General features: G+C 71.4%; 27 protein-coding genes. 12 read left to right on the forward strand and 15 right to left on the reverse strand.

Annotated elements, in window-relative coordinates; translation table 11 throughout:
* From E9934_RS14970 to E9934_RS14980, 3 genes are all read right to left on the reverse strand, one after another.
* Positions 1 to 653 (reverse strand): biosynthetic peptidoglycan transglycosylase (locus E9934_RS14970; RefSeq protein WP_238694980.1); only part of this gene is annotated, 653 nt, incomplete at its 3' end.
* Between the two features lie 24 nt (positions 654 to 677).
* Entirely contained in the window at positions 678 to 1,205 is a 528-nt protein-coding gene (locus tag E9934_RS14975) for a SigE family RNA polymerase sigma factor (RefSeq protein ID WP_136563704.1), read from the reverse strand.
* A complete protein-coding gene (locus E9934_RS14980) occupies positions 1,202 to 2,125 on the reverse strand; it encodes a hypothetical protein (protein WP_136563705.1) in 924 nt (307 codons plus the stop codon). Before E9934_RS14980 ends, E9934_RS14975 begins: the two co-directional genes overlap by 4 nt.
* A 118-nt stretch (positions 2,126 to 2,243) precedes the next feature.
* Between E9934_RS14980 and E9934_RS14985 the strand changes: the two genes are divergently transcribed.
* Together E9934_RS14985 and E9934_RS14990 are read left to right on the forward strand one after the other, a co-directional pair.
* Positions 2,244 to 2,867: a PadR family transcriptional regulator gene (locus E9934_RS14985; protein WP_136563706.1), complete on the forward strand. Its 624-nt coding sequence runs from the start codon at positions 2,244 to 2,246 to the stop codon at positions 2,865 to 2,867.
* A 28-nt stretch (positions 2,868 to 2,895) separates the two neighbouring features.
* Positions 2,896 to 3,978, forward strand: coding sequence for an inositol-3-phosphate synthase (locus E9934_RS14990; protein ID WP_136563707.1), 1,083 nt, complete (start codon positions 2,896 to 2,898; stop codon positions 3,976 to 3,978).
* Between the two features lie 192 nt (positions 3,979 to 4,170).
* Here E9934_RS14990 and E9934_RS14995 read toward each other — a convergent pair whose 3' ends face one another.
* The 3 genes from E9934_RS14995 to E9934_RS15005 all read right to left on the reverse strand — a co-directional run bounded on the left by E9934_RS14995 (position 4,171) and on the right by E9934_RS15005 (position 7,541).
* The gene (locus E9934_RS14995) at positions 4,171 to 5,316 is read right to left on the reverse strand and encodes an endonuclease/exonuclease/phosphatase family protein (RefSeq protein ID WP_136563708.1); all 1,146 of its coding nucleotides are present in this window, start codon (positions 5,314 to 5,316) and stop codon (positions 4,171 to 4,173) included.
* 134 nt (positions 5,317 to 5,450) lie between these two features.
* Entirely contained in the window at positions 5,451 to 5,927 is a 477-nt protein-coding gene (locus E9934_RS15000) for an SRPBCC family protein (protein ID WP_136563709.1), read from the reverse strand.
* A 105-nt stretch (positions 5,928 to 6,032) separates the two neighbouring features.
* Positions 6,033 to 7,541, reverse strand: a complete 1,509-nt coding sequence (locus tag E9934_RS15005; protein WP_136563710.1) for a CCA tRNA nucleotidyltransferase — start codon at positions 7,539 to 7,541, stop codon at positions 6,033 to 6,035.
* Positions 7,542 to 7,596: 55 nt separating this feature from the next.
* On the opposite strand from E9934_RS15005, the gene E9934_RS15010 reads away from it, so the two are divergent.
* The 8 genes from E9934_RS15010 (at position 7,597) to trxA (ending at position 17,610) form a co-directional block, all read left to right on the forward strand.
* Positions 7,597 to 9,957 (forward strand): DUF6049 family protein, encoded by a 2,361-nt coding sequence (locus E9934_RS15010; RefSeq protein WP_136563711.1) that lies wholly within the window; start codon positions 7,597 to 7,599, stop codon positions 9,955 to 9,957.
* A complete protein-coding gene (gene murJ / locus E9934_RS15015) occupies positions 9,954 to 11,693 on the forward strand; it encodes a murein biosynthesis integral membrane protein MurJ (protein ID WP_238694981.1) in 1,740 nt (579 codons plus the stop codon). Before E9934_RS15010 ends, murJ begins: the two co-directional genes overlap by 4 nt.
* 39 nt (positions 11,694 to 11,732) lie before the next feature.
* Positions 11,733 to 12,323, forward strand: coding sequence for a hypothetical protein (locus tag E9934_RS19675; RefSeq protein WP_158295017.1), 591 nt, complete (start codon positions 11,733 to 11,735; stop codon positions 12,321 to 12,323).
* Positions 12,324 to 12,561: 238 nt separating this feature from the next.
* Complete coding sequence (locus E9934_RS15025; RefSeq protein ID WP_136563712.1) at positions 12,562 to 14,493, forward strand: protein kinase family protein; 1,932 nt, start codon at positions 12,562 to 12,564, stop codon at positions 14,491 to 14,493.
* Entirely contained in the window at positions 14,483 to 15,271 is a 789-nt protein-coding gene (gene sigM / locus E9934_RS15030) for an RNA polymerase sigma factor SigM (protein ID WP_238694982.1), read from the forward strand. Before E9934_RS15025 ends, sigM begins: the two co-directional genes overlap by 11 nt.
* A 60-nt stretch (positions 15,272 to 15,331) precedes the next feature.
* Complete coding sequence (locus E9934_RS15035) at positions 15,332 to 16,156, forward strand: hypothetical protein (RefSeq protein ID WP_136563714.1); 825 nt, start codon at positions 15,332 to 15,334, stop codon at positions 16,154 to 16,156.
* Between the two features lie 94 nt (positions 16,157 to 16,250).
* Positions 16,251 to 17,228 (forward strand): thioredoxin-disulfide reductase, encoded by a 978-nt coding sequence (gene trxB / locus E9934_RS15040; RefSeq protein ID WP_136563715.1) that lies wholly within the window; start codon positions 16,251 to 16,253, stop codon positions 17,226 to 17,228.
* Positions 17,229 to 17,277: 49 nt separating this feature from the next.
* Positions 17,278 to 17,610, forward strand: coding sequence for a thioredoxin (gene trxA / locus E9934_RS15045; RefSeq protein WP_136563716.1), 333 nt, complete (start codon positions 17,278 to 17,280; stop codon positions 17,608 to 17,610).
* Positions 17,611 to 17,758: 148 nt separating this feature from the next.
* Here trxA and E9934_RS15050 read toward each other — a convergent pair whose 3' ends face one another.
* Positions 17,759 to 18,436, reverse strand: coding sequence for a GNAT family N-acetyltransferase (locus tag E9934_RS15050; RefSeq protein ID WP_136563717.1), 678 nt, complete (start codon positions 18,434 to 18,436; stop codon positions 17,759 to 17,761).
* Between the two features lie 49 nt (positions 18,437 to 18,485).
* Between E9934_RS15050 and E9934_RS15055 the strand changes: the two genes are divergently transcribed.
* Both E9934_RS15055 and E9934_RS15060 read left to right on the forward strand, forming a co-directional pair.
* Positions 18,486 to 19,700 (forward strand): pyridoxal phosphate-dependent aminotransferase, encoded by a 1,215-nt coding sequence (locus E9934_RS15055; protein WP_136563718.1) that lies wholly within the window; start codon positions 18,486 to 18,488, stop codon positions 19,698 to 19,700.
* Between the two features lie 116 nt (positions 19,701 to 19,816).
* Positions 19,817 to 20,602: a lysophospholipid acyltransferase family protein gene (locus tag E9934_RS15060; protein WP_136563719.1), complete on the forward strand. Its 786-nt coding sequence runs from the start codon at positions 19,817 to 19,819 to the stop codon at positions 20,600 to 20,602.
* Between the two features lie 436 nt (positions 20,603 to 21,038).
* Here E9934_RS15060 and E9934_RS15065 read toward each other — a convergent pair whose 3' ends face one another.
* The 8 genes from E9934_RS15065 to rpmH form a co-directional block, all read right to left on the reverse strand.
* Positions 21,039 to 22,112 carry a ParB/RepB/Spo0J family partition protein gene (locus tag E9934_RS15065; protein ID WP_136563720.1) on the reverse strand — a complete coding sequence of 358 codons (1,074 nt, stop codon included), beginning with the start codon at positions 22,110 to 22,112 and terminating at the stop codon, positions 21,039 to 21,041.
* Positions 22,109 to 23,044, reverse strand: coding sequence for a ParA family protein (locus E9934_RS15070; RefSeq protein ID WP_275106638.1), 936 nt, complete (start codon positions 23,042 to 23,044; stop codon positions 22,109 to 22,111). The genes E9934_RS15065 and E9934_RS15070 overlap by 4 nt, the downstream gene beginning before the upstream one ends.
* A gap of 194 nt (positions 23,045 to 23,238) precedes the next feature.
* Positions 23,239 to 23,982 carry a 16S rRNA (guanine(527)-N(7))-methyltransferase RsmG gene (gene rsmG, locus E9934_RS15075; protein ID WP_136563721.1) on the reverse strand — a complete coding sequence of 248 codons (744 nt, stop codon included), beginning with the start codon at positions 23,980 to 23,982 and terminating at the stop codon, positions 23,239 to 23,241.
* A gap of 33 nt (positions 23,983 to 24,015) precedes the next feature.
* Complete coding sequence (locus E9934_RS15080) at positions 24,016 to 24,624, reverse strand: Jag family protein (RefSeq protein ID WP_379191237.1); 609 nt, start codon at positions 24,622 to 24,624, stop codon at positions 24,016 to 24,018.
* On the reverse strand, positions 24,558 to 25,613 hold the full coding sequence (gene yidC / locus E9934_RS15085; protein WP_238694983.1) for a membrane protein insertase YidC: 1,056 nt from the start codon (positions 25,611 to 25,613) through the stop codon (positions 24,558 to 24,560). Before yidC ends, E9934_RS15080 begins: the two co-directional genes overlap by 67 nt.
* Positions 25,614 to 25,616: 3 nt before the next feature.
* Entirely contained in the window at positions 25,617 to 25,904 is a 288-nt protein-coding gene (gene yidD, locus E9934_RS15090; protein ID WP_136563722.1) for a membrane protein insertion efficiency factor YidD, read from the reverse strand.
* Positions 25,901 to 26,266 (reverse strand): ribonuclease P protein component, encoded by a 366-nt coding sequence (gene rnpA / locus E9934_RS15095; protein WP_136563723.1) that lies wholly within the window; start codon positions 26,264 to 26,266, stop codon positions 25,901 to 25,903. The genes yidD and rnpA overlap by 4 nt, the downstream gene beginning before the upstream one ends.
* Before the next feature lie 52 nt (positions 26,267 to 26,318).
* The gene (gene rpmH, locus E9934_RS15100; RefSeq protein ID WP_075018668.1) at positions 26,319 to 26,456 is read right to left on the reverse strand and encodes a 50S ribosomal protein L34; all 138 of its coding nucleotides are present in this window, start codon (positions 26,454 to 26,456) and stop codon (positions 26,319 to 26,321) included.
* Positions 26,457 to 26,834 lie beyond the last annotated feature (378 nt).

Genomic DNA, 26,834 nt, shown 5'->3' on the forward strand with positions numbered 1-26,834 from the left:
GCCTGGATGCCGTAGGCACCGCGGCCGAAGTAGATCGTGTTGAGGTAGCCCTCGAGGATCTCCTGCTTGCTCAGCTGGTTGCGGATCTTGAGCGACAGGATGGCCTCCTTGGCCTTCCGCTGCCAGCTCCGCTCCTGGGTGAGGTAGAGGATCTTGACGTACTGCTGGGTGATCGTCGACGCGCCCTGCGTCGAGTTGCCCTGGGCGTTGCTGAAGGCGGCGCGCAGGATGCCCTTGGGGTCGATGCCGCGGTCGGTCCAGAAGGTCTGGTTCTCCGCGGCGACGACGCCGTCCTTCACGTACTGCGGCATCTCGTCGTAGTCGATCGAGTCCCGCTTCTGGATCGCGAACTCGCCGAGCTCGCTCTTGCCGTCGGCATAGAGGACCGACGTGGTCTCGGTCAGGAACTCGTCGTTGGGGTCGGGGATGTCGATCGAGCGATAGACGATGTAGAGGGCGAGGATGCCGACCAGACCGAGGGTCACGCAGGTGACCAGGCTCCACAGCGCGACGCGCTTGACCCGCTGCTGCCACGTGCGCGGCGCCTTGGGACCGCCCTTCGACCGGCCCTTCGCGCCCCTGCCGAACAGTCCTCCCGACCGTCCGCTGCTGCGCGTCGACGTCGCGGCTGCCTTGCGTTTTCCCTCAGACACGGACGCAAGAGTACGGCGCGCCGGTCAGTCCTCCCGATTTCCGGCTCGGCCCGCGGGCGCCTCGCCGGCCACCGCCAGGTCGCCCCTGAGGGTGGCGAGCGCGCGGGACGAGTAGCTCTTGACCGTGCCCTCGGAGATCCCCAGCTCGACCGCCGTCTCCGCGACCGGCAGCCCCAGCCAGTGCCGCAGCACGACGACCCGGCGCTGCATCGGCGGCAGCTGCTGCACGGCGGCGAGCAGATCCGTGCGCTCACCCGGGTCGAGCCCGGACCGGGCGGCCGGGTCGTGGCCGTCGAGGACGGCCTGCTCCCGGCGCCACGGACGCCGCCGGTCGTCGAGGTCGGCGTTGACGATGATCCGGCGGACGTAGGCCAGCTCCCGACCCGAGCGCCGCATCCGTGGCCAGGCGACGTAGAGCTTGGCCAGGGCGGTCTGCAGCACGTCGTCCGCGCGGTGCCAGTCGCCGCACACCGCGTACGCGACCCGACGCAGGCGAGCCTGGTGCGCGACCACGAACTCGGTGAACTCCGCATCCCGGGACGCTCGGCTCATCGCAACCCCTCTCCTGACGCGTACTGCCGGCGGGCGTGGTCGAGGAGTGCGGCCATCGTGGGCTCGGCGAGGACGGCGGGGTCGACCAGGACGTTGTCGGAGAAGACCGGGCCCGGGCGGACCAGCACGAACCAGGTCCGTCCGTCGCGCACCACCTCGGCGGCCGCGGTGCGCTCCCCCGGCTCCGCGAAGCCGGGGATGGCCGGGTCGAGCCGCTGGTCGACGATCCGGGCGCCGTTGACGCCGATCAGCCGGTCGGTGCCGGGCTCGAACTCGACCCACACCGCCTGGCCCTCCTGGCTGTCGTCGTCACCCTGCTCCGACTCGCTGCTCCGGGCGAGGTCGACCTGGCTGGTGAGCCAGTCCTCGAGGCGGGCGTAGGCCTTGCCGACCGGGTCCCACGACGCGCCGTTGGAGTCGGCGTCGAAGTCGAGGAGGTACCAGAAGGTCTTCTCCCCGTTGGTGACGACCGCGCCCAGTGAGCCGGCCGGTGCCGTGCGCTCCAACGGGTTGTCGACCCGCCGGACGACCTCCCAGCCCGGGCGTACGACGAGCCGGCCCTCGCCGTCGTAGCCGAGCACCTGGCCGGGGCTGAGCCACTCCCGCACCCTTGTCGCCGGGTCGTCCACCGGCTTCGCGGCGGCCGTGCTGTCCTCCTCCGCGCTCGGGGAGTCCACGACGGGGGTCCGGTCCGGCGCGCCCTGCGGCGTCCCTCCACTGCCGAGCAGGGCGATCGTGGCGATGACCGCCGCGACCCCGAGGGCTCCGCCACCGGTGGCGAGGCGACGCCGGCGCAGGTGACGGCGGCCCGCGGCGACGTACGCCCCGGGCAGCGGGGCCGGCGGCTCACCGTGACCGGCGAAGCCGGCCTCGATGGCCGCGGACAGATCGGCGTCGGGTCCCTCGGATCGCGTGCTCATGACTCTCCTACGTGACCGGACCCCGATCGGTTGCCTCTGCCCTTGTCGCAGTCCCGCGACGACACCCGCGATCCATCGAAAGTTCACGTTCGGCGGATATATCGATACGATAGGTCGTATGGCACGGCGTGGCGACACCATCGAGCTGGCAGTCCTCGGACTGCTGCACGAGGGACCCATGCACGGCTACGAGCTGCGCAAGCGGCTCAACCTCATGCTGGGCTGGGGCCGGTTGCTCTCCTACGGCTCCCTCTACCCGGCGTTGAAGAAGATGCTCCGCAACGGCCTCATCGAGGAGACCGTCCCGTCGGGTCCCCAGACCCGGCGTCAGCGGATCGTCTACAAGGTCACCGAGGCGGGGACGAACGAGTTCGAGCGCCTGATGTCGGAGGTGGGTCCTGCCGCGTGGGAGGACGACAATTTCGACATCCGGTTCCGGTTCTTCTCCTCCACCGACATGGAGATCCGGCTGCGCGTCCTCGAAGGTCGCCGGTCGCGTCTCCAGGAGCGTCTGGACCGGGTCCAGCGCGAGCTCTCGATGACCCAGAAGGAAGCCGACCGCTACGCCGCCGAGCTGCAACGGCACGGCGTCGAATCGGTCGAACGAGAGGTCCGGTGGCTCTCGGACCTCATCAACGCGGAGCGAGGCGTCCCCCTCCAGGACGGACGCCCCGAGACCAGCCAGTCCAGCAAGCCCAGCGAGAAGTTGCCGGAGGCGCCGACGACCTCGGCGACCTCCTGAGCAAGAGAAAATCAAGGAAGGAAACCCCATGGGTTCGGTTCGAGTAGCGATCGCCGGCGTGGGCAACTGCGCCACGTCCCTCATCCAGGGCGTGCAGTACTACCGGGACGCCGATGCCTCGAGCACGGTCCCGGGTCTCATGCACGTCCAGTTCGGCGACTACCACGTCAAGGACGTCCAGTTCGTCGCCGCGTTCGACGTCGACGACAAGAAGGTCGGCAAGGACCTCTCCGAGGCCATCAACGCCTCCGAGAACAACACGATCCAGATCTGCGACGTCCCGACCCTGGGTGTCGAGGTCCAGCGCGGCCCGACCCTCGACGGTCTGGGCAAGTACTACCGGATGACGATCGAGGAGTCGGCCGCCGAGGCCGTCGACGTCGTCCAGGCCCTCAAGGACGCCGAGGTCGACGTCCTCGTGTCCTACCTCCCGGTGGGCTCCGAGGAGGCCGACAAGTTCTACGCCCAGTGCGCGATCGACGCAGGCGTGGCCTTCGTCAACGCCCTCCCCGTCTTCATCGCCTCCGACCCCGAGTGGGCCAAGAAGTTCGAGGACGCCGGCGTCCCGATCGTCGGTGACGACATCAAGTCGCAGGTCGGCGCCACCATCACCCACCGCGTGATGGCGAAGCTGTTCGAGGACCGCGGCGTGACGCTGGACCGCACCTACCAGCTCAACGTCGGCGGCAACATGGACTTCAAGAACATGCTCGAGCGCGAGCGCCTGGAGTCCAAGAAGGTCTCCAAGACCCAGGCCGTCACCTCGAACCTCAACGGTCCGCTGGCCGGCAAGATCGACGACAAGAACGTCCACATCGGCCCGTCCGACTACGTCGCGTGGCTCGACGACCGCAAGTGGGCCTACGTCCGCCTCGAGGGTCGCGCCTTCGGTGACGTCCCGCTCAACCTCGAGTACAAGCTCGAGGTCTGGGACTCCCCGAACTCGGCCGGCATCATCATCGACGCCGTCCGCGCCGCCAAGATCGCCAAGGACCGCGGCGTCGGTGGCCCGATCATCCCCGCCTCGGCGTACCTCATGAAGAGCCCGCCGGTGCAGATCGAGGACACCGAGGGTCGCCTCCAGCTCGAGGCGTTCATTAAGGGCGTCTGAGCAGACCGAGGAACGAGGTCTGATCAGCGAACGCCCGCAGATCGAGTAAGGCCCGCGGCTGAGGAACGAAGCCGCGACGGCCGCATCGAGATCCGGTCCCGAACGCAGCAGATTCTCTGATCTCCCCAGCACCACCTCGAAGCGCCCGTCCCGTCAGGGGCGGGCGCTTCGTCGTTCGCCGCCCCCGCTGGCTCAGCGCTCGCCGACCTGGATGCACTCCAGCTTCTCGCTGAGGACCAGCCGTGACCACACGGCTCGGTGGTCGGAGACACCGGAGCGCAGGACGACCGCCTGCAGCGCGGTGAAGGACCCGTCGTGGAGCACGTAGTCGATGCGGGCGCGGGGGGCGCGGGCGGGGACCGTGGCGCCGGAGCCGCTGCCGGCCGACCAGGCGTCGCCGAGCCCGGCGGCGCGCAGGATGCCGACGGGCACGGTGCCGGGGCCGGCGTTGAAGTCGCCGCCCAGGACCTTCGGTCGCGGGTCCTCGCCGAGGATCTCGGCGACCGCCCGGGCCTGGACGGTCCGTGCGCCGCCGCGACTGTGGTCGAGGTGGAGCGAGTAGAAGCTCAGGTCCTTGCCGTTGACGTCGAGGACGGCGTGCAGCAGCCCGCGCTGCTCGCGGCCGCCCGCCACGGGCAGGAACGAGTTGGTCGACTCCTCGATCGGGAACTTGCTGAGGATCGCGTTGCCGAGCGTCGACCCGCCGCGGCCCCGGGCGTTGCCGCCATAGACCCACGCCATGCCGGTCGCGTCGGCCAACGCCTTCGCCTGACCGACCCCGCCCGTGCGGGGGCGCCCGTCGTCGACCTCCTGCAGCAGCACCACGTCGGGGTCCCAGGTCTTGATCTCCCGGCCGATGGCGGCCAGCTGCACGGACCCGCCGGGGACGGTGGCGTAGTGGATGTTGAAGGCCAGGACGGTGATGGCGTGCTTGAGCGTCGCGGTCGGGCAGAGCAGGGTCGGGATGTCGTCGAGCCCGGGGACCGCGGTGTCATAGACCGTGGGCTCGGGGCCGCCGCTCTGCTGGGGCCCGGTGGTCACGGTCGGCGATGGCCGGCCCTCGGGTGCGTCCGGGCTGCGGGCGTCGTTGAACACGAAGACGAGGGCGACGACGACCAGCACGATCACGGCCGCGGCGATCGTCGCGACCTGCGCGCCCGGCCCTCCGGGGGCGACGGCCCGGGGCAGGTCGAGACGGCCCGAGCCCTCCGGCGCGTCGTCGACGGACTCGTCGGACTCCTCGGACTCCTCCTCGGCGGACTCCTCGGCGGACTCGTCCGGCCGGTCGTCCGCGGACTCGTCCTGGTCGTCCGGCTCCCCCGGACGGTCCTCACTCACCCTCGGCCACCCTCACCCCGCCACCATTCAACCCTGACCTCCAACGCCGACGCGCCGGACCCGGGTCGGGTCCGGCGCGTCGTCACGCACGGTTGATCGGCACGGCCGATCGGAAGCGAAGCCCTTGACGGGCCTCAGGCCTCGGCTTCGGCCTTGATCCGCTCGAGGGTCTGCCGGATGCCGGCGCGCAGCTCCTCGGTGAACTTCGTCTGCCCGCCGAGCGCGACCTTGGTCAGCACGCTGGACAGCTTGGAGACACCGTCGGGGGTCTCGCGCCGCTCGGTGAGGCGGGTGCCGGTGGCGGTCGGCTCGAGCTGGAAGGACCACACGGTGCGGTTCTCGGCGATGCGGAAGGCGAACTCGCCGGCCCCGTCAGCGGGCGGCGTGAAGCGCACGACCTTGCCGTTGGTCGGCCAGCGCTTGAAGCCCTGCTTGTTGAGGTTGGAGAACTTGGCGCCGAGCTTGACCTCGCCGCCCTTGACGGTCGACTTCACGACCTGCGGGCTCCACTTCGCCATCCGCGGGACGTCGCTGACCAGCGCCCAGACCTTGTCGGTGGGCGCGGCGATCTCGATCGAGTCCTCGATGAGCTTCTCGTAGGTGTCGGCCATGGTGGGAGCGTCCTTTCGCGACGACGATGTCGTTCGCAGGCTACCGACAGGTAGCAGAGGCGACGGTATGCCCGCTCAGCCACCGGACGCCTCGGTGTGCGCCGGTCAGGACCGGGCCGCCCACCACTCCTTCAGCGCCGCGGTGGCGTCGTCGGTCTCCATCGGGCCGTTGTCGAGCCGCAGCTCGAGGAGGAACCGGTAGGCCTCGCCGACCTCGCGGCCCGGCCCGATCCCCAGGATCTCCATGATCTGGGTGCCGTCGAGGTCGGGACGGATCGACGCCAGCTCCTCGGCAGCCGCGAGCCGGTCGATGCGGGCCTCGAGGTCGTCATAGGTACGGCGCAGCCGGTCGGCCTTGCGCTGGTTGCGGGTCGTGCAGTCGGCGCGGGTGAGCACGTGCAGCCGCTCGAGCTGGTCGCCGGCGTCGCGGACGTAGCGGCGCACGGCGGAGTCGGTCCACTCACCGGTGCCGTAGCCGTGGAAGCGCAGGTGCAGCTCGACGAGCAGGCCGACGTCCTCGATCTGCTCGTTGGAGAAGCGCAACGCCTTCATCCGCTTGCGGGTGATCTTGGCGCCGACCACGTCGTGGTGGTGGAAGGTGACCGTGCCGTCGTCGACGAAGCGTCGGGTCCTCGGCTTGCCGACGTCGTGCATGAGGGCGGCGAAGCGGGACACGAAGTCCGGGCCGGGCGCGATGTCGCCGCGCTCGGCGAGCCGCGGCTCGAGGTCGATCGCCTGCTCGAGCACCGTCAGCGTGTGCTCATAGACGTCCTTGTGGCGGTGGTGCTCGTCGCGCTCCAGCTTGAGCGCCGGCAGCTCGGGCAGCACCCGCTCGGCCAGGCCGGTCTCGACGAGCAGCTCCAGGCCCAGCCGCGGGTGCGGGGCACAGATCAGCTTCACCAGCTCGTCGCGCACCCGCTCGGCGGAGATGATCTCGATGCGGTCGGCCATCTCCGTCATCGCCCGCACGACCTCGGGGTCGACGGCAAAGCCCAGCTGCGCGGCGAAGCGGGCCGCGCGCATCATCCGCAGCGGGTCGTCGGAGAAGGACTGCTCCGGGGTGCCGGGCGTGCGCAGCACCCGGTGGGCGAGGTCCATGACGCCGCCGAACGGGTCCTCGATCTCCCGACCCGGCAGCCGCACCGCCATGGCGTTGACGGTGAAGTCGCGGCGACCGAGGTCGCCGGCGAGGTGGTCGCCGTACTGCACCTCGGGCTTGCGGGAGTCGCGGTCGTAGGCCTCGGAGCGATAGGTCGTGACCTCGACGACCCAGTCACCCTTGCGGCAGCCGATGGTGCCGAAGTCGCGGCCCATGTCCCACCAGGCGTCGCCCCAGGCGCGGAGGATCCGGTCGGTCTCGTCGGGTCGGGCGGAGGTGGTGAAGTCGAGGTCGTTGGAGCGGCGGCCCAGCATGGCGTCCCGCACAGGCCCGCCGACCAGCGCCAGCTCGTGCCCGGCGGCGGCGAAGCGCTCGCCGAGCTCGTCGATGACCGGAGCGATCCGGTCCAGCTCCGCCGAGACGGCGGCCTGGACGTCGACGAGCCGCAGCGGGGCGGCGTCAGGGGCGGGCGTCACGGGCGACAAGTGTAGGAGCCTCGACGGCCTCGCCCTCATCGCGTGTCGCCGTGGCGATGCCGGAGGCCGAGCAGACCCCACTACCCTCGTGAGGGTGTCCGTCCCCCCTGCCCTGCTGCGCGTGCTCGCAGCGGTGGCGATGGCGGCGGCCCTCACCGGCGGCGTGGTACCGGCCGCGCCCACGGCGCGCGCGGAGCCCGAGCCGGCGGTGCCCGCCACCAGCGGCGCGGTCGCCGAGCCGACCGACGACGACACCAGCGACACTGGCGACGCCAGCGAGGACCCCGACGACCAGGACGCGGCCGACGACTACGACGCGCCGCTCGAGGTGACCATCGACGGGCTCACACCCGGGGTGCTGCCGCGCACCGGACCCCTGGTCGTGGAGGGCACCGTCACCAACGTCGACCTCGAGACCTGGCAGGACGTGCGGATCTATCCGCTCTTCGGCGCCGGTCCCGACTGCGACTTCTGCGGTGAGGTGATGACGACCTCCGCCCAGCTCGAGCTGGCCGCCGACACCGATCCCGAGGCGCCCGTGGGGGACCGCTACGCCGAGGACGAGGCGGTGCGCGCGAGCATCGCCTCGCTGGAGCCGGGTGGGTCCGCGACGTTCTCCATCCGGATCCCGCAGGCCGTGCTGAGGGAGCTCTTCGGCACGCCGGCCGCCGGCGTCTACTGGTTCGGTGTGCAGGCGCTCGGCGAGAGCGACAGCAGCCCCCGCGACCTCCTGTCCGACGGCCGGGCCCGCACCTTCCTGCCCTACCTTCCCGACCGGATCGCCCAGGACCCCGACCGGGTCGTACCCACCGCGATCGTGCTGCCGCTGCGTCACCGCATCGCCTACGACGCCGACGGCTCCGTCGCCGACACCGAGGAGTGGGCGACCGCCGTCGGCCAGGAGGGCGACCTCGGCGGACCGTTGGCGTTCGGCGCGGCCGCCGGGCCGACCCCGCTCACCTGGCTGGTCGACCCAGCCGTCCCGGACGCCGTCCGGGCCCTCGCCCAGGGCAACCCCCCGCGCGCCATCGTGCCGGCCGGCCCGGCCCCCGGCGAGTCCCCCACCGCCGACCCGTCCGGCGACGGCGAGGGCGAGGACGGCGAGGACGGCGAGGACGGCGGCGACGACGGCTCCGACGAGGGGGGCGAGCCCGACCCGGACGACCCGATCGTGGCGGCCGCCCGCTCGTGGCTGGAGCTCCTCGAGCCGGAGCTCACCGGCGACGACGTCGCGCTGCTGCCCTACGGCGACCCGGACCTCGCCGCCCTCGGCGAGGCGATGCCGAGCCTCTATCCCACCGCCCGTGAGCATGTCGCCGACGTCCTCACCGACTGGGAGGTCGAGGGCCTCCCCGTCGTCGGCTCGTCCGACGGCTACCTCGACGTCTCGGGCATCCTCGCCGTCGACGACGACGCGACGCTGCTGCTCGGCGACCGGATGTTCCCGACGGAGACCTTCTCCGCGGAGCCGCCCAGCGATGGTCTCGTCGACCAACGACCGGTGGTCGTGACGTCCACCGAGACCGCTTCCGGTGGCCCCGGCCCCGAGCCCCGGCTGTCGTCGACCGCCCTGCGCCAGCGGATCCTCAGCGAGGCGACGGTGCGCGCGATCCGGGCCCGCGACGGCGACGCCCGACCGCTCGTGGTCGTGCTGCCGCCCGGCCTGGTGACGACCGGCGCCGCGAAGTTCTGGAGCGGGCTCGACGTCGACGGGATCCAGCTGGTCGAGCTCAGCGACCTCGCCACCCCGAGCAGCGACCCCGCCGTCCCCGACTCGGGGCGCCAGATCGACCCGGCGGAGCTGACCTACCCGGTGTCCGAGGACGACGAGGAGCTGTCCGGCAGCGTCGTGGCGGAGGCCTCCCGGTTGATCCGGGCGGCGGGCACGCTGCAGGACGTGCTCGGCGAGGGCTTCCTGGTCCGCGACCAGCTGGTCGGCGAGGCGCTGACCGGGACGTCGTACGCCGTGCGCGGCGACAGCGGCGCCGAGGACCGTCTCACCGCCGCTCGCCAGTGGGTGCAGGACCAGCTGGCCGGCATCACCATCGACGCGCCCGCCGGGGTCACCCTGTCGGGCGAGTCCGGCAGCTTCAACGTCGCCGTCAGCAACAGCCTCGACCACGCCGTGACCGTCCGGATCGTGGCCTCGACCGACGACAGCGGCGCCGCCGTCGAGGTCGCCGACTCGGTCACCCTCGCGCCACACAGCCGCAGCTCGGTGCCGGTGCAGGCCGACACCTCCCGACCGGGGGTCCACAACGTCACCCTCCAGCTGACCGACAGCGCCGGCAATTCCCTCGGTGGCACGGACACGCTGCCGTTGCGCACCGGTCAGGTGAGCATCGTGATCTGGGCGATCATGGGCAGCGGGGTCGCGATCCTGCTCGTCGCGATCGGCATCCGTCTCTTCCGACGTGTCCGGCGGGCCCGTGCCGGCGCCGGGGCGGCCGCGTGACCACCGGCCCCGACCCGGCCCGGTCCGTCGACGGCGGCGAGGCCTCGTCCGCTGAGACCGCCCTGCCATCGACGGAGCAGCGGCGGATCCTCGCCAACACCGCGGTGATGGCGGCCGGGACGCTGGTGTCGCGGCTCAGCGGCTTCGTGCGGCTCACGCTGCTGGCGGCGGCGCTCGGCGTCGGGCTGCACGGCGACATCTTCACCATCGCCAACACCGTGCCCAACATGTTCTACATCCTGCTGGCGGGCGGGGTCTTCAACGCCGTCCTGGTGCCGCAGCTGGTGCGGGCGATGAAGAACGACGACGACGGTGGCGCGGCCTACGTCGACCGGGTGATGACCCTCGCCATCTGCTTCCTCGCCCTGGTGACGGTGGCGCTGGTGGTCGCCGCTCCCTGGGTGATGCAGCTGATGCTGAGCGAGAAGTTCAACGCTCCCGAGCTGGCCGAGCAGCGGCAGTCCGCGATCGACTTCGCCCGCTTCTGCCTGCCGCAGGTGTTCTTCTACGGGATGTTCGTCCTGGTCGGCCAGGTGCTCAACGCCCGTGGCCGGTTCGGCCCGATGATGTGGGCCCCGATCGCCAACAACGTCATCTCGGTGGCGGTGCTGGTCGCCTACCTGGTCGCCTACGGACCGGCGAGCGAGGCCGAGCAGCAGGGCCCGTTCACGTCCGGCCAGGAGGCGCTCCTCGGCATCGGGTCCACGCTCGGGATCGTCGCCCAGCTGCTGATCCTCGTGCCCTACCTGCGCGCGGCCGGCATCCGCTACCGCCCACGCTTCGACGTCCGCGGGGTCGGCCTGGGCCACACCCTGCACCTCGCGATCTGGACGGTGCTGTTCGTCATCGTCAACCAGATCGCCTACGTCGTCGTCGTGCGGCTGGCGTCGTCCGGCACGGCCGGCGCCGACGACGGCACCGGCATCACGATCTACTCCAACGTGATGCTGCTCGTGATGGTCCCCCACTCGATCATCACGGTGTCGTTGGCGACCGCGATCCTGCCGCGGCTCTCCGCCGCGGCCGCCGGCGACGACCTGGCCGGCCTGGCCCGCACCCTCGGCAGCACGCTGCGCACGGCGCTGGTGGTCGTCGTACCGATCGCAGCGGTGCTGCCCGCCGTCGCCCATCCGCTGGCGCAGGTCCTGTGGGCGCACGGCGCGAGCGCCGGCAAGGCCTACCGGTTCGAGGCGCCGATGGTGCTCTTCGGCTTCGCGGTGATCGCGTTCACGGTGCACTACCTGGTGCTGCGCGGCTTCTATGCCCTCGAGCGCAACCGGCTCGTGTTCTTCGTGCAGTGCGCGATCGCCGCCACCAACATCACCCTCGCGATCACCTTCGTCCGGCGGGTCGACCCGTGGGACACGGCTCCCGTCCTGGTCCTCGCCTACGGCTGCGCCTATGCCGTGGGCGCGGTGCTGTCCGGCACCCTGCTCATCAGGCTCGTACGACGAGGAGGGGCCGCCGGCGCCGCCCGCCCGGGTCGCTGGCTGGCCTGGCTGACGCGCCTGCTGCTCGCAGCTGCCGCGGTCTTCGTGGTCGCCACCGGCATCCGTCTCATCGTCGGCGACACCCTCGCCGAGCTGGGCGTCGGCGACGGGCTGGTGACCGCCCTCCTCGAGGTCGCGATCGTCGGTGGCGCGGGCGCCGCCACCCTCCTCGGCGTCGCCGGCCTGCTGCGCCTGAGCGAGGTCACCTCCGTCGTCGACACCGTCACCAGGCGACTGGGCAGGTGAACACCGGCTGGTGTCCTGTCCGACACTAGGGTCGGAGGCATGAATCTCAGGCCCGCCCTGGCGGCGTTCACGCTCGCTCTCGTCCTCACCGGTTGCGGTGATGACTCCCCCGAGGCGTCCGACTCCTCGGAGGCCCCGGACCGCAGCGACACGAGCAGCGACACCGGCAGTGAGGCGAGGGACGAGGCCAGCGACGAGGCGAGCGAGAGCGGCGACGACAGCGGCTCCGCGCCGGCTCCGGCGGCGACCTCGCCGGAGGAGGTCTACACGGCCTTCCGCGCGGCCCTCGAGGACGGCGACGTCGACGCACTCCGCGGACTTGTCCGCGAGGACTACTGGAGCGATCTCCAGAACGACGGCGACACGCTCGACGAGCGACTCGCCGTCACCAGTGCGCAGGTCGCCGAGGGCAGCCTGGTGCTGCCGGAGGAGCCGAGTGAGGTGCAGGTCGGGGCGGAGGAGATCGGGATCCCGCCCGAGTACCTCGACCAGGCGAAGGCCGATGACGTGGCGCTGCTGGTGCTCCCCGACGCCGACCCCGACGGCAGCGCCGACGGGCCGGGCGACGTGCACCTGATCCTGCTCCAGGTGGAGGGCGCCTGGGTGGTCTTCGGCATGGAGCCCAGCTGACGCGCGGCTGCCGACCACGGCGGACGCACGCGATCTGGTGGCGCACTAGTGGCGCGTCCGGGAAGTTCTGGTGCGCTTCGCGCACCCACGGCACGCACCTCGCGGCGTTGCCGACGCTTGCGAGACGACCCGGTATGGCTGCGCGCCGGCGCCTTGCGATGCACGCACCCTGAGCACGTCAACCGTTCCACAACTTCCCGGACGCACCACTAGGATGACCACTGGCAGGGAGGTGTAGGTGGGGACGTCGACGCGGTCGGGGGATGTGCTCGCCGGCCGTTACCGCTTGATCGATCTGCTGAGCGAGAGCGGCGGCGGGCGATTCTGGCGTGCCCACGACAACGTCCTCGAGCGTTTCGTCGCGCTCCACGTCATCGGTGAGGACGATCCCCGCGCCCCCGGGCTCGTCGAGGCGGCGCGAACGTCGGCCGGCGTGCTCGACGCCCGGATCCTGCGGGTCCTCGATGCCGAGCGGGAGGACGGCCGCTGCTTCGTGGTCAACGAGTGGGGCACCGGCATCTCCCTCGACATCCTCGTCACCCACCAGGGGCCGCTGAGCCCCCGTCGGGCGGCGTGGCTCGTGGCCGACGTCGCGGGCGCGATCGCCCGGGCCCACCACGCCGGTGTGAGCCACGGCCGGCTCAACCCCGAGAACGTGCTCATCGACCGGCACGGCTCGCTGCGCGTGATCGGCCTCTGCGTCGACGCGGCCCTCCACGGACTCCCGCCGGGCAGCGAGCAGGCCGACCTCGAGGACCTCGGCGGACTGCTCTACTGCGCGCTCACCGGCGTGTGGCCGGGTCCGTCCGGGTCCATCGTGCCCGCGGCCCCGCGCGAGCACGGCGCGTTCCTCAGCCCGCGGCAGGTGCGGGCCGGCGTACCGAAGTCACTGGACCTGCTCTGGCGCGAGCTCGACCGGCCGGCCGCCAGCGGCCATCGGCGGCGGCTCGGCGCGGGACCCGACGTGTCGTCGGCGGGACGGATCGCGGCCGAGCTGCTGGCGTTCGTGGGCGACCCGTCCGGGATGCAGGAGTCGCTGGCCTCCGCGATCCCGCCGATCAACGAGCTGCGGCCGGTGTGGCTGCCGGCCCTCAACGACCCGCTGCCCCACGACTCGTCCCACGACGACATCCCGATGGTCGACGCGCCGCTCCTCGAGCCCGTGATCGTGCCCGCGCCCGTCGAGGACGAGCCGGGCTCCGACGATCCCCCCATCCCCACGGTGTCCTCGGTGTCCTCGGTGTCCTCGGTGTCCCCCCGCAGCACGCCGCCGACGGAGGAGGGGATCCCGGTCTTCGGTGTCGGTGAGAGCGGCGACGACGTGCAGTGGCTGCGCCCCCGCAGCACGCCGCCACCCCCGCCACCGCCGTTCGAGGACCTGCCGGAGCGCCCGCTCTTCGCCCCCGAGGGCCACCGACGCCCGCCGCCCGAGCTGCCGCCACCCGACCTCCGCGCGTCGGGCACCGGCTTCTGGCCCTGGGACACCGAGACCGGCGACGGTCCGTCCGACACCGCTCCGACTCCCGACGAGGCCGAGCCCGTCCCCGGGCGCAGCTGGCTGCGGCTGGCCATGGTGGTCGGGGTGGCCCTGCTCCTGCTCGTCGCCGTCGCGATCGCCTTCAACCTCGGCCGCGGACGCGACCCGCTCGGCGGCAGCGACCATGACGGCGACGACGCGAATCCCACCTCCTCGACGACACCGGTGGCCCAGCCGCGGGTCCTGGCCGGCGTCACGCCGGGAGCGTTCGACCCGCTGAGCGACGACGGTGTGGAGAACGACGACGCGCTGGCCAACGTCGTCGACGGCGACCCGGAGACGACCTGGTCGACCTCGACCTACACCGCCCAGCTGGGTCCGGAGCCGCCGGCGCTGAAGCCCGCCGTCGGGCTGGTGCTCGACCTGGGCGAGGTCCGCACCGTCACCTCCGTCGAGGTGGCGACGGCCGACGGCACCAGCACCGTCGGGCTCTTCGCCTCCACCGAGGAGCCCACCGCCGCGCCCACGGGCGACCCGCTCGCCACCGCGACGGGCGGCGGCGACCTGCGGCTGGCCCCGTCCGGCGACGCCGGCGTCCGCGCTCGCTACCTTGTCCTGTGGTGGACGGTGCTGCCGACCGTCGACGATGGGTTCCGGGCAGACGTCTCCGAGGTGGTGGTCCGTGGCGAGTGACGCCGCTCCCGACCCGGCCCACCCGGCCCACCCAGCCGAGCCAGCCGAGCCAGCCGAGCCAGCCGAGCCCGCCGATGCGGACCTGCTCGCCGCACACGTCGCCGGCGACCCGGAGGCATTCGGCGTCCTCTTCGCCCGGCACCGCGACCGGCTGTGGGCCGTCGCGCTGCGCACCTGCGGTGACCCGGAGACAGCTGCCGACGGTCTCCAGGACGCGATGATCGCCGCCTTCCGCCGCGCCGACTCCTTCCGCGCCGAGTCGGCCGTCACGACCTGGCTGCACCGCATCGTCGTCAACGCCTGCCTCGACCGCCTCCGCGCCGCGAAGGTACGACGGGCCGAGCCCCTGCCCGACGACATCGACCGGGCCCTCGGATCGACCGGCCCGTCCGGCCACGACCGGGTCGTGGCCGGCGGCGGTGCCTCGGCCGACCCGGAGCAGCAGGCCCTGCGGGGCGAGCAGCGCAGCCGGGTGCTCGCCGCGCTCGCGACCCTGCCGCCCGAGCAGCGCGCGGCGGTGGTGCTGGTCGACATGGAGGGCTACCCGGTCGCGGAGGTCGCGCGGATCCTCGACTGTGCCGAGGGGACGGTCAAGAGCCGCTGCTCCCGGGGCCGGGCACGGCTCGCGCCCCTGCTCGACGACCTGCTGGGCGTCGTACGCACCGAGGAGACGGAGAGCACGTCCGAAGCGGCCGCCGCCGGGAACCCTGCGGCCGACCCGCACGTCGGACCACTGGCGCCGCGCGGACCACCCGCTCCGTCCGGCGCCGACCACTAGCGCTCACCCGGCCCCCCAACCCCGAACCGCACCGCTGCCACCCGGCGGGCAAGGAACCCGATGCCTGATCCGACCCCCACTCCCGACGGCTCCGACGCCGATGGCCCCGAGCTGTCGCCCGAGCAGGACGCCGCCGTCCGGCGCCTGCTCGCCGAGGCCGGCGGGCCCGAGGCGTTGCCGGACGACGTGGCGACGCGGCTCGAGGAGACGCTGGCGGAGCTGCGTGCCGAGCGGGACGCCGCGGACCTGGTGAGCACGGGCGTGGCCGAGGAGCACGGCGTCGTGCTGCCGCGCGACGAGCTGGCCGGGCGCCGTCGCCGCAAGGCGCGCCTGCTGCTGGTGGCGGCTGCGGCCGTCCTGGTGGGCGCGGTCGCGGCCGGTCAGCTGGCCGACCGCCCGACGGACGACGCCGCGGTCGCCGGGCAGAGCGCGGAGGACGACCCGGCCCGCACGGCCGACTCCGCCGGCGGCGCCGCCCTCCAGGAGGGCGCCGAGCTCGAACCGGACGCGAGCATGCCGGGCGACCTCGAAGACAGCGCGCAGGACGACGGGCTCGCCGCACGACCGCTCGAGCGGGTCCCGTCCGACGGGCCACTGCGCAGCATCCGCGCCGACCGGCTCCGTGAGGACCTGGTCGCCCTGCAGCACGTCTCGCTGCCGGATCCCGCCACGGTCGACTACTCGGGCGCGGTGTTCGTCGCGCCCCAGGACTTCATGTGCGAGCCCGCCGACTTCGGCGCCGGCCACCTCGTCGCCGTCGAGTACGCCGGCCGCCCGGCCGTCGTCGCCTTCCGCGCCCCCGCGGGCACGACCCAGGAGGCCGACGTCCTGGCCTGTGGCACCGGCGACACCCTCCACTCGGTCACTCTCGCCACCGCGGGCTGACGGCGGGCTGACGGCGGGAGGGGGAATCGTTCCGCCTACGATCGGGTTGCACCACCAGCAGGCCGTCGTACCCCTCGACCCAGGAAGATCTCTCATGACCGAGTCCACCGAAACCCGCAACGTCATCGTCATCGGGTCGGGCCCGTCGGGCTACACGGCCGCCGTCTACGCCGCCCGCGCCCAGCTCTCGCCCCTGGTGTTCGAGGGCTCGGTGACCGCGGGTGGCGCGCTGATGAACACCACCGAGGTGGAGAACTTCCCCGGCTTCCGCGACGGCATCATGGGTCCGGCCCTGATGGACGAGATGCGCGCCCAGGCCGAGCGGTTCGGTGCCGAGCTGGTCGCCGACGACGTCGTCGAGGTGGACCTCACCGGTGACGTCAAGATCGTGAAGACCGCGACCGACACCTACACCGCCAAGGCCGTGATCCTCGCGACCGGCTCGGGCTACCGCAAGCTCGACCTGCCCGACGAGGAGCGCCTGTCCGGACGGGGCGTGTCCTACTGCGCGACCTGCGACGGCTTCTTCTTCCGCGAGCAGCACATCGCCGTGGTCGGCGGCGGCGACTCCGCCGTCGAGGAGGCCACCTTCCTCACCCGCTTCGGCTCGAAGGTGTCGCTGATCGTGCGCCGCGACGAGCTGCGGGCCTCCAAGATCATGCAGGAGCGGGCGTTCGCCGACCCCAAGCTCGAGATCGTCTGGAACTCGGTCGTCGAGTCCATCAACGGCGCCGACTCGCTCGAGTCGCTGACGCTGAAGGACACCGTCACCGGCGAGACCAGCGACCTGCCGGCCACCGGCCTGTTCATCGCGATCGGCCACGAGCCCCGCTCCGAGCTGCTCGCGGGCCAGGTCGACCTCGACGACAACGGCTACGTGCTCGTCCGGCCCGGCACCACCGCGACCAACCTGCCCGGAGTCTTCGCGGCCGGCGACCTCGTCGACCACACCTACCGCCAGGCGATCACCGCCGCCGGCACCGGCTGCTCCGCCGCCCTCGACGCCGAGCGCTACCTCGCCGAGCTCGAGCACCTCGCGCTGACCGCCGGGAATGTCCCGGCCGGCGCGTAGGTTCTAGACACCAGACGTTTCGTTCACCATCTCCTGAAGGGTGCCCACCGTGGCTGACAACATCTCCGCAGTGACCGACGCCGAGTTCGAGGCGCAGGTCCTCAAGTCCGACAAGCCCGTCCTGGTGGACTTCTGGGCCGAGTGGTGCGGCCCGTGCCGCCAGGTCGCCCCGATCCTCGACGAGATCGCCGGCGCCCACGGTGACAAGATCACGTTCCTCAAGATGAACGTCGACGAGAACCCGGTCACCCCGGCCTCCTACCGCGTCACCGGCATCCCGACGATCAACGTCTACAGCGGCGGCGAGGTCGCCAAGACCATCGTCGGCGCCCGCCCGAAGGCCGCGATCCTCAAGGAGCTCGAGGACTTCATCAACGCCTGAGCGTCGCTCACGAGATCGACCCGACAGCCCCCGGAGCTCCGCTCCGGGGGCTGTTGGCGTGAGCGGGGCGATGCGGGCTGCGTAATTCACGGGTTAACCCGTGAATTACGCACTTCTCACGGGAAACTTCCCGTCAGAAGTGACCATTTCACGGGTTAACCCGTGAAATAGGCACCCTCTGCACCACTTCCCGGGGCACGGGCGCCGGGGCGGGTCGCGGGCGTCGTACGACGCCGACGATCCGCTCCCAGGCGGCCTCGACCTCGCCGCGCCAGGTGACCAGCGAGCGCATCTCCATCCGCATCCGCGGCGTGAGGGGGTGGGGGCGGTGGGTCTTGAACCCCACGTGGGCGAGGAAGTCGGCGGGTACGGCGCAGTCGGCGCCCGGGCCGACGACCCGCCGGCCGGTGTGGGCGAAGGCCTCGACGGCGCGGACGTGCTCGCGCCCGATGAGGTCACGGGCCATGCCCTGCACCAGGAGTCGGCCGATGCCGCCGCGCCGATGACCGGGTCGCACCCACGCCGCGGTGAGGAGCACGGCGTCGGCGGACACCGGTGCGGTGGGGAACGCCGCCGCCGCCGGCACCCAGGACGGCGGCGCATAGACGAGGTGCCCGACCGGCTCCCCGTCGACCAGCGCGACGCGGCCGCAGGAGCCCCATTCGCGCAGTACTTCGGAGACCCACAGCTCCTTCTCGTGTCGCCGCTCGTGGGTGTCGAGGCCGTCGCGGTGGAAGGGCGGGTGCTCCCAGAACAGGCAGTCGCGGCAGGGCGCGTCGAGCGCGGTGAGCAGGTCCAGGGTGAGCGGGACCGTTGTACGGGTCATCCGGCCTCCGTAGGTAAACAGGTGGCACCCACCTGCGAGAATGCTCCTCGTGAGGCAGATCCGCCAGAGCAAGAAGCTCGCCAATGTCCGCTACGACGTCCGGGGTCCCATCCTCGTCGAGGCTCAGCGGCTGGAGGCCGAGGGTCACCGGATCCTCAAGCTCAACATCGGCAACCCGGCTCCGTTCGGCTTCGAGGCGCCGGAGGCGATCGTCGCCGACATCACCCACCACCTGCCCGAGGCGCAGGGCTACAGCGACTCGCGCGGCATCTACTCCGCCCGCACCGCGGTCGCGCAGTACTACCAGTCGCGCGGTCTGCAGCACACCGACGTCGAGGACGTCTTCATCGGCAACGGCGTCTCCGAAATGATCTCGATGGTCCTCCAGACCTTCCTCGACGACGGCAACGAGATCCTCGTGCCCGCCCCGGACTACCCGCTGTGGACGGGTGCGGTGTCGCTGTCCGGCGGTACGCCGGTCCACTACCGCTGCGACGAGGACAACGGCTGGATGCCCGACCTCGCCGACATCGAGGCCAAGATCACCGAGAACACGCACGGCCTGGTGATCATCAACCCCAACAACCCCACGGGTGCGGTCTACAGCAAGGACATGGTCACCCAGCTGGTCGACATCGCCCGGCGCCACGACCTCGTGGTCTTCGCCGACGAGATCTACGAGAAGATCCTGTTCGACGACGCGGTGCACCACCACGCGGCGGCGGCCGCCGGCAACGACGTGCTGTGCCTGACGTTCAGCGGTCTGTCGAAGGCCTACCGGGTCTGCGGCTACCGCGCGGGCTGGGTGATGGTCTCCGGGCCGAAGGAGCTCGCCGCGGACTTCCTGGAGGGGCTCACGACGCTCTCCAACATGCGCATGTGCGCCAACGTCCCGGCGCAGCACGCGATCCAGACCGCCCTGGGCGGCTACCAGTCGATCAATGAGCTGATCGTGCCGGGCGGGCGGTTCTACGAGCAGGCGATGCTGGCCCACCGCCTCCTCAACGAGATCCCGGGGGTCTCCTCGGTGAAGCCCAGCGGTGCGCTCTACTGCTTCCCGCGCCTGGACCCGGCCGTCTATCCGATCGACGACGACGAGCAGTTCGTGATCGAGCTGCTGCGGGCCAAGAAGATCCTCGTCACCCACGGCACCGGCTTCAACTGGTTCGAGCCCGACCACTTCCGCCTGGTCACCCTCCCCGACGTGGACATGCTCGAGGAGGCCATCGGCCGGATCGCCGAGTTCCTCGCGACCCGCCGCTGACACCTCGTCCCGTGAGGGCGGTACGCCGTCCCTTCACCCCCGACGAACAATTCCAGGCCATCGATCTGCCGGTGGACGCACTGCCATCTGTTCGCAGGGCCTGACAGACTCTCCCGGTGCTCGACATCACCTACCCGCCCGTCATCGTCGCCGCCAAGACGCTCTTCAAGCTGATGCGTCAGGACGTCGTGGTCAGCGGTTCCGAGAACGTCCCCCGCAAGGGCGGCGCGCTCCTCGCCATCAACCACACCGGCTACGTCGACTTCATCTACGGCGGCGCCGGCGCCGAGCCGCAGAAGCGCCTGGTCCGCTTCATGATCAAGAAGGAGATGATGGACGCCCCCGGCGTCGGTCACCTGCTCCGCTCCTTCCACCACATCCGCGTGGACCGCGGCTCGGGCGAGCAGTCCGCCCGCACCGCCATCGAGTACCTCAACGCCGGCGAGGTCGTCGGCATCTACCCCGAGGCGACGATCTCCCGCTCGTTCGAGATCAAGGAGCTGAAGTCGGGTGCCACGAGGATCGCTGCCGAGGCCGACGTACCGCTCATCCCGGTCATCGTCTGGGGCGCCCACCGGCTGATGACCAAGGACCACGACAAGGACTTCTCCCGCTCCCCCAAGACGATCATCGTCAAGGTCGGCGAGCCGATGTATCCCCAGGCCGGCAACGCCGCCGAGGACACCCAGCAGCTCCGCGCAACCATGCAGCGCATGCTCGACGAGGTCATCGCGAACTACCCCGAGTCCGAGAAGCAGCCCGGCTCCTGGTGGATCCCCGCACGCTTCGGCGGCAGCGCCCCGACCCCGGAGAAGGCCGCGGAGCTCGATGCAGCCGAGCTGCGCGAGCGCGCGGCGAAGCGCGCCGCCAAGGCCGCCGAGAAGAAGTCCGGCAAGAAGTAGGACGTTTCACGTAGAACAATCGACAAACCGACAAGTCGCCCTAGCGACTTGTCGGTTTGTTGTTTTGTCGACAAAGGGCCGCGATCGGTCTCGAGGAGCAAGCGCCAGCGAGCGTCTCTAGATGCCGGTGCGGACCTCGACGAGGCAACCACAGGCGGGGCGGCGCCTGCGGTGCCGTACGGGGCGTCCCCCGCCGGCGCATCGGGGTGCCCTCGGCTGGAGACACAAGTCAGCCAGGCACGACGGTGGCCGAGGGCGGGGACCCCGCTCTGCGCCGCCGGGGGAGTCACGGGAGGCGCCGCAGGCGCCGCCCCACCCACCCAGCGGCCACAGTCAGGCGCAGAGGCTACGGAGGTCTCGAGACGGCCGTAGCTGGCCTCCTCGACCAACGATGGAGGACGGGAGGCGCCGCAGGCGCCGACCCGACCAGGCGCGGTCAGATCGGGCGGTCGGAGCGGTTGCGTGTGTCGATCAGGTCGACGATGCGCTGCAGGTCGCCGGTGTTGGCGAACTCGATCGTGATCTTGCCCTTGGTCCTGCCGAGGTCGATCTTGACCCGGGTCTCCAGCCGGTCGCCCAGGCGCTCGGAGAGCTCGTTGAGGCCGGGTGCCTGTGGCTTGGCACGGCGCGGCCGCGAGGTGGCCTCGCCGCCGGTGTCGCCGACCGCGACGATCTCCTCCAGGCCCCGCACCGAGATGCCCTCGGCGACGACGCGCTGCGCGAGCCGGTCCTGGCTGTCGGCGTCCGCGACACCGAGCAGGGCCCGGGCGTGGCCGGCGGACAGCACGCCGGCGGCGACCCGGCGCTGCACGGCCGGGGTGAGCTTGAGCAGGCGCAGCGTGTTGCTGATCTGCGGGCGGGAGCGGCCGATGCGCCGGGCCAGCTCGTCGTGGGTGCAGGAGAAGTCCTCGAGCAGCTGCTGGTAGGCCGCAGCCTCCTCGAGCGGGTTGAGGTTGCTGCGGTGGAGGTTCTCCAGCAGCGCGTCGCGGAGCATGTCGGTGTCGTCGGTCTCGCGCACGATCGCGGGGATCGTGTCGAGGCCGGCCTTCTGGGTGGCGCGCCAGCGCCGCTCCCCCATGACGAGCTCATAGCTCTCGGGGCCCGTCCTGCGGACGACGACGGGCTGGAGCAGTCCGATCTCCTTGATGGAGTGGACCAGCTCGGCCATCGCCTCCTCGTCGAAGACCGTCCGGGGGTTGACGGCGTTGGGCCGGATGGCCCCGACGGGCAGCTCGGCGAACCAGGCGCCGTCGACCGGCGTCAGGCCGCTGTCGTCGGCCCCGGAAGACGAATTCGCCGTCTGAGCGCCTGACGCGGCACCGGTGGACGTGGGGTCCACCGACGTGCTGGAAGGCCCGCTGGCGCCAAGGTCCGCACTCCGGTCGGCGGGGTTGACAACCCCGGCTCCGTTGCCGCCGGATCCGGCTTCCTGCTCGGGGGTCGGCGGTGCGGTCGGGATCAGGGATCCGAGGCCTCGACCGAGCCCTCGACGGGGTGCTCCACCACTCACGACAGCCTCCCTCCGGCCACGATCTCACGCGCTGCTTCCAGATAGCTGAGGGCTCCCGGCGAGCCCGGGTCGTAGGTCATCACGGTCTGTCCGTAGGACGGTGCCTCGGACACGCGCACCGACCGCGGGATCGCCGTCTTCAGGACCTGGTCGCCGAAGTGCTCGCGCACCTCCTGGGCGACACCGGCGGCCAGGCGGGTCCGCGCGTCGTACATCGTGAGCACGATGGTGGACACCGCCAGCTCGGGATTGAGGTGCGCGCGCACCATGTCGACCGTCGCGAGCAGCTGGCCGAGTCCCTCCAGCGCGTAGTACTCCGCCTGGATCGGGATCAGCATCTCCGCGCCGGCAACGAGGGCGTTGAGGGTCAGCAGACCGAGCGACGGCGGGCAGTCGACGAAGACGTAGTCGAACCGGTCCTCCCCTGCGTCAGCAGCACTGCCGATCCGCGGGTGGGCGTCGATCGCCTTCTTCAGCCGCTGCTCACGGGCGACGACGCTGACGAGCTCGATCTCGGCACCGGCCAGGTCGATGGTCGCGGGCACCACCCAGAGGCCGGCGGCGTCGGGGCACGGCTGCGCGAGGTCGACCAACGAGAGGCCGTCGACCAGCAGCTCGTACGTCGACGGCGTGCCCTGGCGGTGCTCGATGTTGAGCGCCGTGGAGGCGTTGCCCTGAGGGTCGAGGTCGATCACCAGCACCCGCTGCCCGAGCTGGGTCAGCGCGGCGGCTAGGTTGACGGTGGACGTCGTCTTGCCGACGCCGCCCTTCTGGTTGGCGACGACGAAGACCCGGGTCTCCGACGGCCGGTCCAGGTTCTCCTGGGGGATGCCCGCCCGGACCATGACGGTGGCCTGCGCAGCGCGCGCGAGCGGGGTCTGGTCGTCATCGAAGCCCGCAGCGCGTTCGGCGAGCTGGGCGGCCGTCAGCACCGGCGTCGGACCGGGAGCCGTTTCACGTGAAACGTCCGACCCGTCATCGGGCGTCGTTTCACGTGAAACCTCGTACGAGCCGTGATAGGTCACCGCGTCGTCCACCTGTGGAAAACCAGGGGCGCCCTGTGGATGGCTACGCTCAGGAGTGGTCCTGTCACCGGTGGAAAACTCTCCGGGAGACGACGGGTCGTTCACGACTTCCTCCTCTTGTTTCGCGACCTGGCAGACGCGGACCGACGGCGGTCAGCCTGGTCGCGAGGTCGCAACGATACGCGGGTACGGGACGGATCGGACCAGCGGATCCGGGCGATGTGGACAGCGTCGATCCCGGCGCCCTCCGGGCCCGGAACCACCTCGATCTGGGGCTCGGTGCCGCCGAGTCCCCGGATCACGTCGAGCGCCGGCGACACCTCGTCGGCGACCGAGGATCCCTTGAGGGCGATCATCTCGCCGTGGGGCGCCACCAACGGCAGGCACCACGACGTCAGTCGATCGAGGGGGGCGACCGCACGGGAGGTCACCACGTCGAACGTCGCCTCGCCGTGCAGGGCATCGGCCCGGTCTCGACGGACGGTCACGTTGGTCAGCGCCAGCGCCTCGACGACCTCTTCCAGGAAGGTCGTACGGCGCAGCAGCGGCTCGACCAGGGTCAGCCGCAGGTCAGGACGCGCGATGGCCAGGACCAGTCCCGGCAGCCCGGCGCCCGATCCGACGTCGGCCACTGTGGCGTCCTGCGGCAGCACGGCGCCGAGGAGCGCGCAGTTGATCAGGTGCCGCTCCCACAGGCGCGGCGCTTCGCGCGGTCCGATGAGACCGCGGACGACGCCGTCGGCGGCCAGCAGGGCGGCGTACTGCTCGGCGAGGACCAGTCGGTCCCCGGGAAAGACGACGGCCGCCGCCGGAGGGGGCGGCGGCACGTCGATGGGTTGTTTCACGTGAAACCAGGTGTCGAACCGAGTCGCGGGGACTCAGCTGGCCGGGTGCACCACGACATAGCGGCGGGGCTCGACGCCCGCCGACTCCGACGTGAGGCCGGCGGCGGCGACCGCGTCGTGGACGATCTTGCGCTCGAACGGCGACATGGGCTCGAGGGAGACCGGCTCACCCGACTCAGCGACCTTGGCGGCCGTCTCGATCCCGAGCTGGGTCAACCGGGAGCGCTTGTCCGCGCGGAAGCCGGACACGTCGAGCATGAGGCGCGAGCGCTCACCGGTCTCGCGATAGACCGCGAGGCGGGTCAGCTCCTGCAGCGCCTCCAGCACCTTGCCGTCGCGTCCGACGAGCTGGTTGAGGTCGGCGCCGACGATGGAGACCGCCGCGCGGTCCGCTTCGACGTCGATGTCCAGGTCGCCGTCGAGGTCGGCGATGTCCAGGAGCTCCTCGAGGTAGTCGGCGGCGATGTCGCCCTCCTGCTCGAGGCGGTTGACCTTGTCGGTGCCCTGGGGGGCCTCGTCGGCGGTCTCGGTCAGCGTCGCCGTGTCGGCGATCGTCTCGGGGGCGGTCTCAGCGCTCACTTGCTGTCTCCCTTGTTGGTGTTCTTGTCCAGATCGACACGGGGCTCGTTGCCCGAGGTCGATCCGTTGGGGTTCTTGGGGGCGGGGCCCGTCTTGCGCTGCGAGCGCGTCTGCCGCTTCGGCTGCTGGCGGGTGGCCGGACGGCGCTCGGTGACCGTCTCGACCTCCTCGGCCTCGAGGACGACGCCGTGCTTGGCAGCCTTGGCCTTGTCGCGCTCCTGCTTCGCCGTGAAGGCCGGCGTACCCGGGGCGGGGTTGTTGCGGATCACGTAGAACTGCTGGCTCATGGTCCACAGGTTCGAGGTCGTCCAGTAGAGGAGGACACCGATCGGGAAGGCGACGCCACCGAGGCCGAAGGCCACGGGCAGGATGTAGAGGAGCATCTTCTGCTGCTGGGCGTAGGGACCGCTCATCGCCTCGGCCGGCATGTTCTTGGCCATCAGCTGTCGCTGGGTGAAGAAGGTCGTCGCCGTCATCGCGAGCACCAGGATGAGCGCCACGACCATCACGACGTGGTTGGGGTCGCTGGTCCACCAGCCGTTGTTCCAGAACGTCTCCGACAGCGGGATCTTGCCGAAGGCCTGCGACTCACCGAATTGCCGCGCCCGCTCCTCGTCGAGGAAGCCGTGGGCCGTGCCCTTCTTGGCGGCCTGGTCGAGCAGGCGGAAGAGCGCGAAGAAGATCGGCATCTGCAGCAGGATCGGCAGGCAGGACGCGAACGGGTTGGTGCCCGCGTCCTTGTAGAGCTTCATCGTCTCCTCGGCCAGCTTCTGCCGGTCGTGGCCGTACTTCTTCTGCAGCTCCTTGACCTTCGGCTGCAGCAGCTGCATGTTGCGGCTGGACTTGATCTGCTTGACGAACAGCGGGATCAGCGCGGCGCGGATGACGAGGGTGAGGCCGATGATCGACAGCGCCCACGACACGCCGCCCTCGGGGTCCAGGCCGAGCACCGTGAAGAGCTCGTGCCAACCGATCATGACGGCCGAGATGATGTAGTAGAGCGGCGTCATGATGAAGCCGCCGATGTCACCGAAGATGTTGAGGGGCACCACGGGTCAGGCTCCTTGTGGGGAGTCGGGTCCGCCGGCGGGTGCCGGCCGGAGGGACGAGGGGCGCTCCGAGCGGGAGCGACGCGGCGGGACGTGGTCCACGCCGCCGGGTGACCACGGGTGGCACCGCAGGAGACGACGGCCCGCGAGCCAGGTCCCCCGGATCGCGCCGTGCGTCTGGAGAGCCTGGACGGCGTACGCCGAGCAGGACGGGTAGTAGCGGCAGCTCGGCCCGAGCAGCGGACTGATCAGCAGCTGGTAGAGACGCACCAGACCGATCAGCAGCCACTTCACCGGGCCTCCCGGGTGGGGGACAGCACGCGTCGCAGGCAGTGGTCGAGATCCGCCACCAGCTCGTCGTACGACGCCACGGCGGCCTTCGGCTGGGCGCGCACCACGAGCACGGACCCGGCGGGCAGCTGGTCGAGCCGCTCCCGCACCGCGTGCCGCAGCCGGCGCTTGACCCGGTTGCGCACCACGGCGACGCCGACGGCCTTGCTGACGACGAACCCGGCGCGGATGGGCATGCCGACGACCTGCTCCTCCGATGGGGGGAGCAGGTGGGCGACCACGGTGCGGGCCCCGGCTCGACGGCCGCGGCGGCTGGCAGCCCGGTAAGTGTCCGGGTCGGTCAGCCGATGCGCAGACGCGAGCACGTCAGGTCCGCGGGGCCCGGCGAGCGGGCACCCACGACGCCATGAGCTGTCCTCAGACGGACAGGCTCGAGCGGCCCTTCCGGCGACGGTTGGCCAGGATGGCCCGACCGGCGCGGGTGCGCATGCGCAGTCGGAAGCCGTGGACCTTGTGGCGACGACGGTTGTTCGGCTGGTACGTCCGCTTGCTCACGAATCGACCTCTCAGTGCAATGATCGGGAAGGGTCGGCCGGCAGCCTCGCGCAGGCTCTTCTGTCTGAGCTGCGAGACCTGTCGGCCGCCACCGCGCAGCCACGAAGAATCTTCGTGGACATGCGGCACCGGTCGACTCCGGTTGACCAAGAAACGGTACGCGGCGAGAGGTCGGCGGGTCAAACCGGCGAGGCCGCCTGCAGCGCAGTTGGGACGACGCTCACGCCGCCCCCGTCCTCCACCGGTCCACCAACCTGTGGATAGCGGCTTGATCGAGTGCCTGACCGGCGGCTAGATTCGTCCGATCCGGGTTTCCCCGCCGGTCTCCGAGGTTCTCCGCCGCCACCTTGCGTCGCAGTGCGATCGATGTCCACCACA

The organism is Nocardioides caeni (assembly GCF_004912195.1).
GTDB lineage: Bacteria > Actinomycetota > Actinomycetes > Propionibacteriales > Nocardioidaceae > Nocardioides > Nocardioides caeni.

What these genes read in the sequence shown, in the direction of transcription:
- E9934_RS14980 (WP_136563705.1), bottom strand. Translation starts at nt 2,125, where the DNA reads ATGAGCACGCGATCCGAGGGACCCGACGCCGATCTGTCCGCGGCCATC.
- E9934_RS15050 (WP_136563717.1), bottom strand. Translation starts at nt 18,436, where the DNA reads ATGACCCGTACAACGGTCCCGCTCACCCTGGACCTGCTCACCGCGCTC.
- E9934_RS14990 (WP_136563707.1), top strand. Translation starts at nt 2,896, where the DNA reads ATGGGTTCGGTTCGAGTAGCGATCGCCGGCGTGGGCAACTGCGCCACG.
- E9934_RS14975 (WP_136563704.1), bottom strand. Translation starts at nt 1,205, where the DNA reads ATGAGCCGAGCGTCCCGGGATGCGGAGTTCACCGAGTTCGTGGTCGCG.
- E9934_RS15005 (WP_136563710.1), bottom strand. Translation starts at nt 7,541, where the DNA reads ATGAGGGCGAGGCCGTCGAGGCTCCTACACTTGTCGCCCGTGACGCCC.
- E9934_RS15000 (WP_136563709.1), bottom strand. Translation starts at nt 5,927, where the DNA reads ATGGCCGACACCTACGAGAAGCTCATCGAGGACTCGATCGAGATCGCC.
- E9934_RS15035 (WP_136563714.1), top strand. Translation starts at nt 15,332, where the DNA reads ATGCCTGATCCGACCCCCACTCCCGACGGCTCCGACGCCGATGGCCCC.
- E9934_RS14985 (WP_136563706.1), top strand. Translation starts at nt 2,244, where the DNA reads ATGGCACGGCGTGGCGACACCATCGAGCTGGCAGTCCTCGGACTGCTG.
- trxB (WP_136563715.1), top strand. Translation starts at nt 16,251, where the DNA reads ATGACCGAGTCCACCGAAACCCGCAACGTCATCGTCATCGGGTCGGGC.
- E9934_RS19675 (WP_158295017.1), top strand. Translation starts at nt 11,733, where the DNA reads ATGAATCTCAGGCCCGCCCTGGCGGCGTTCACGCTCGCTCTCGTCCTC.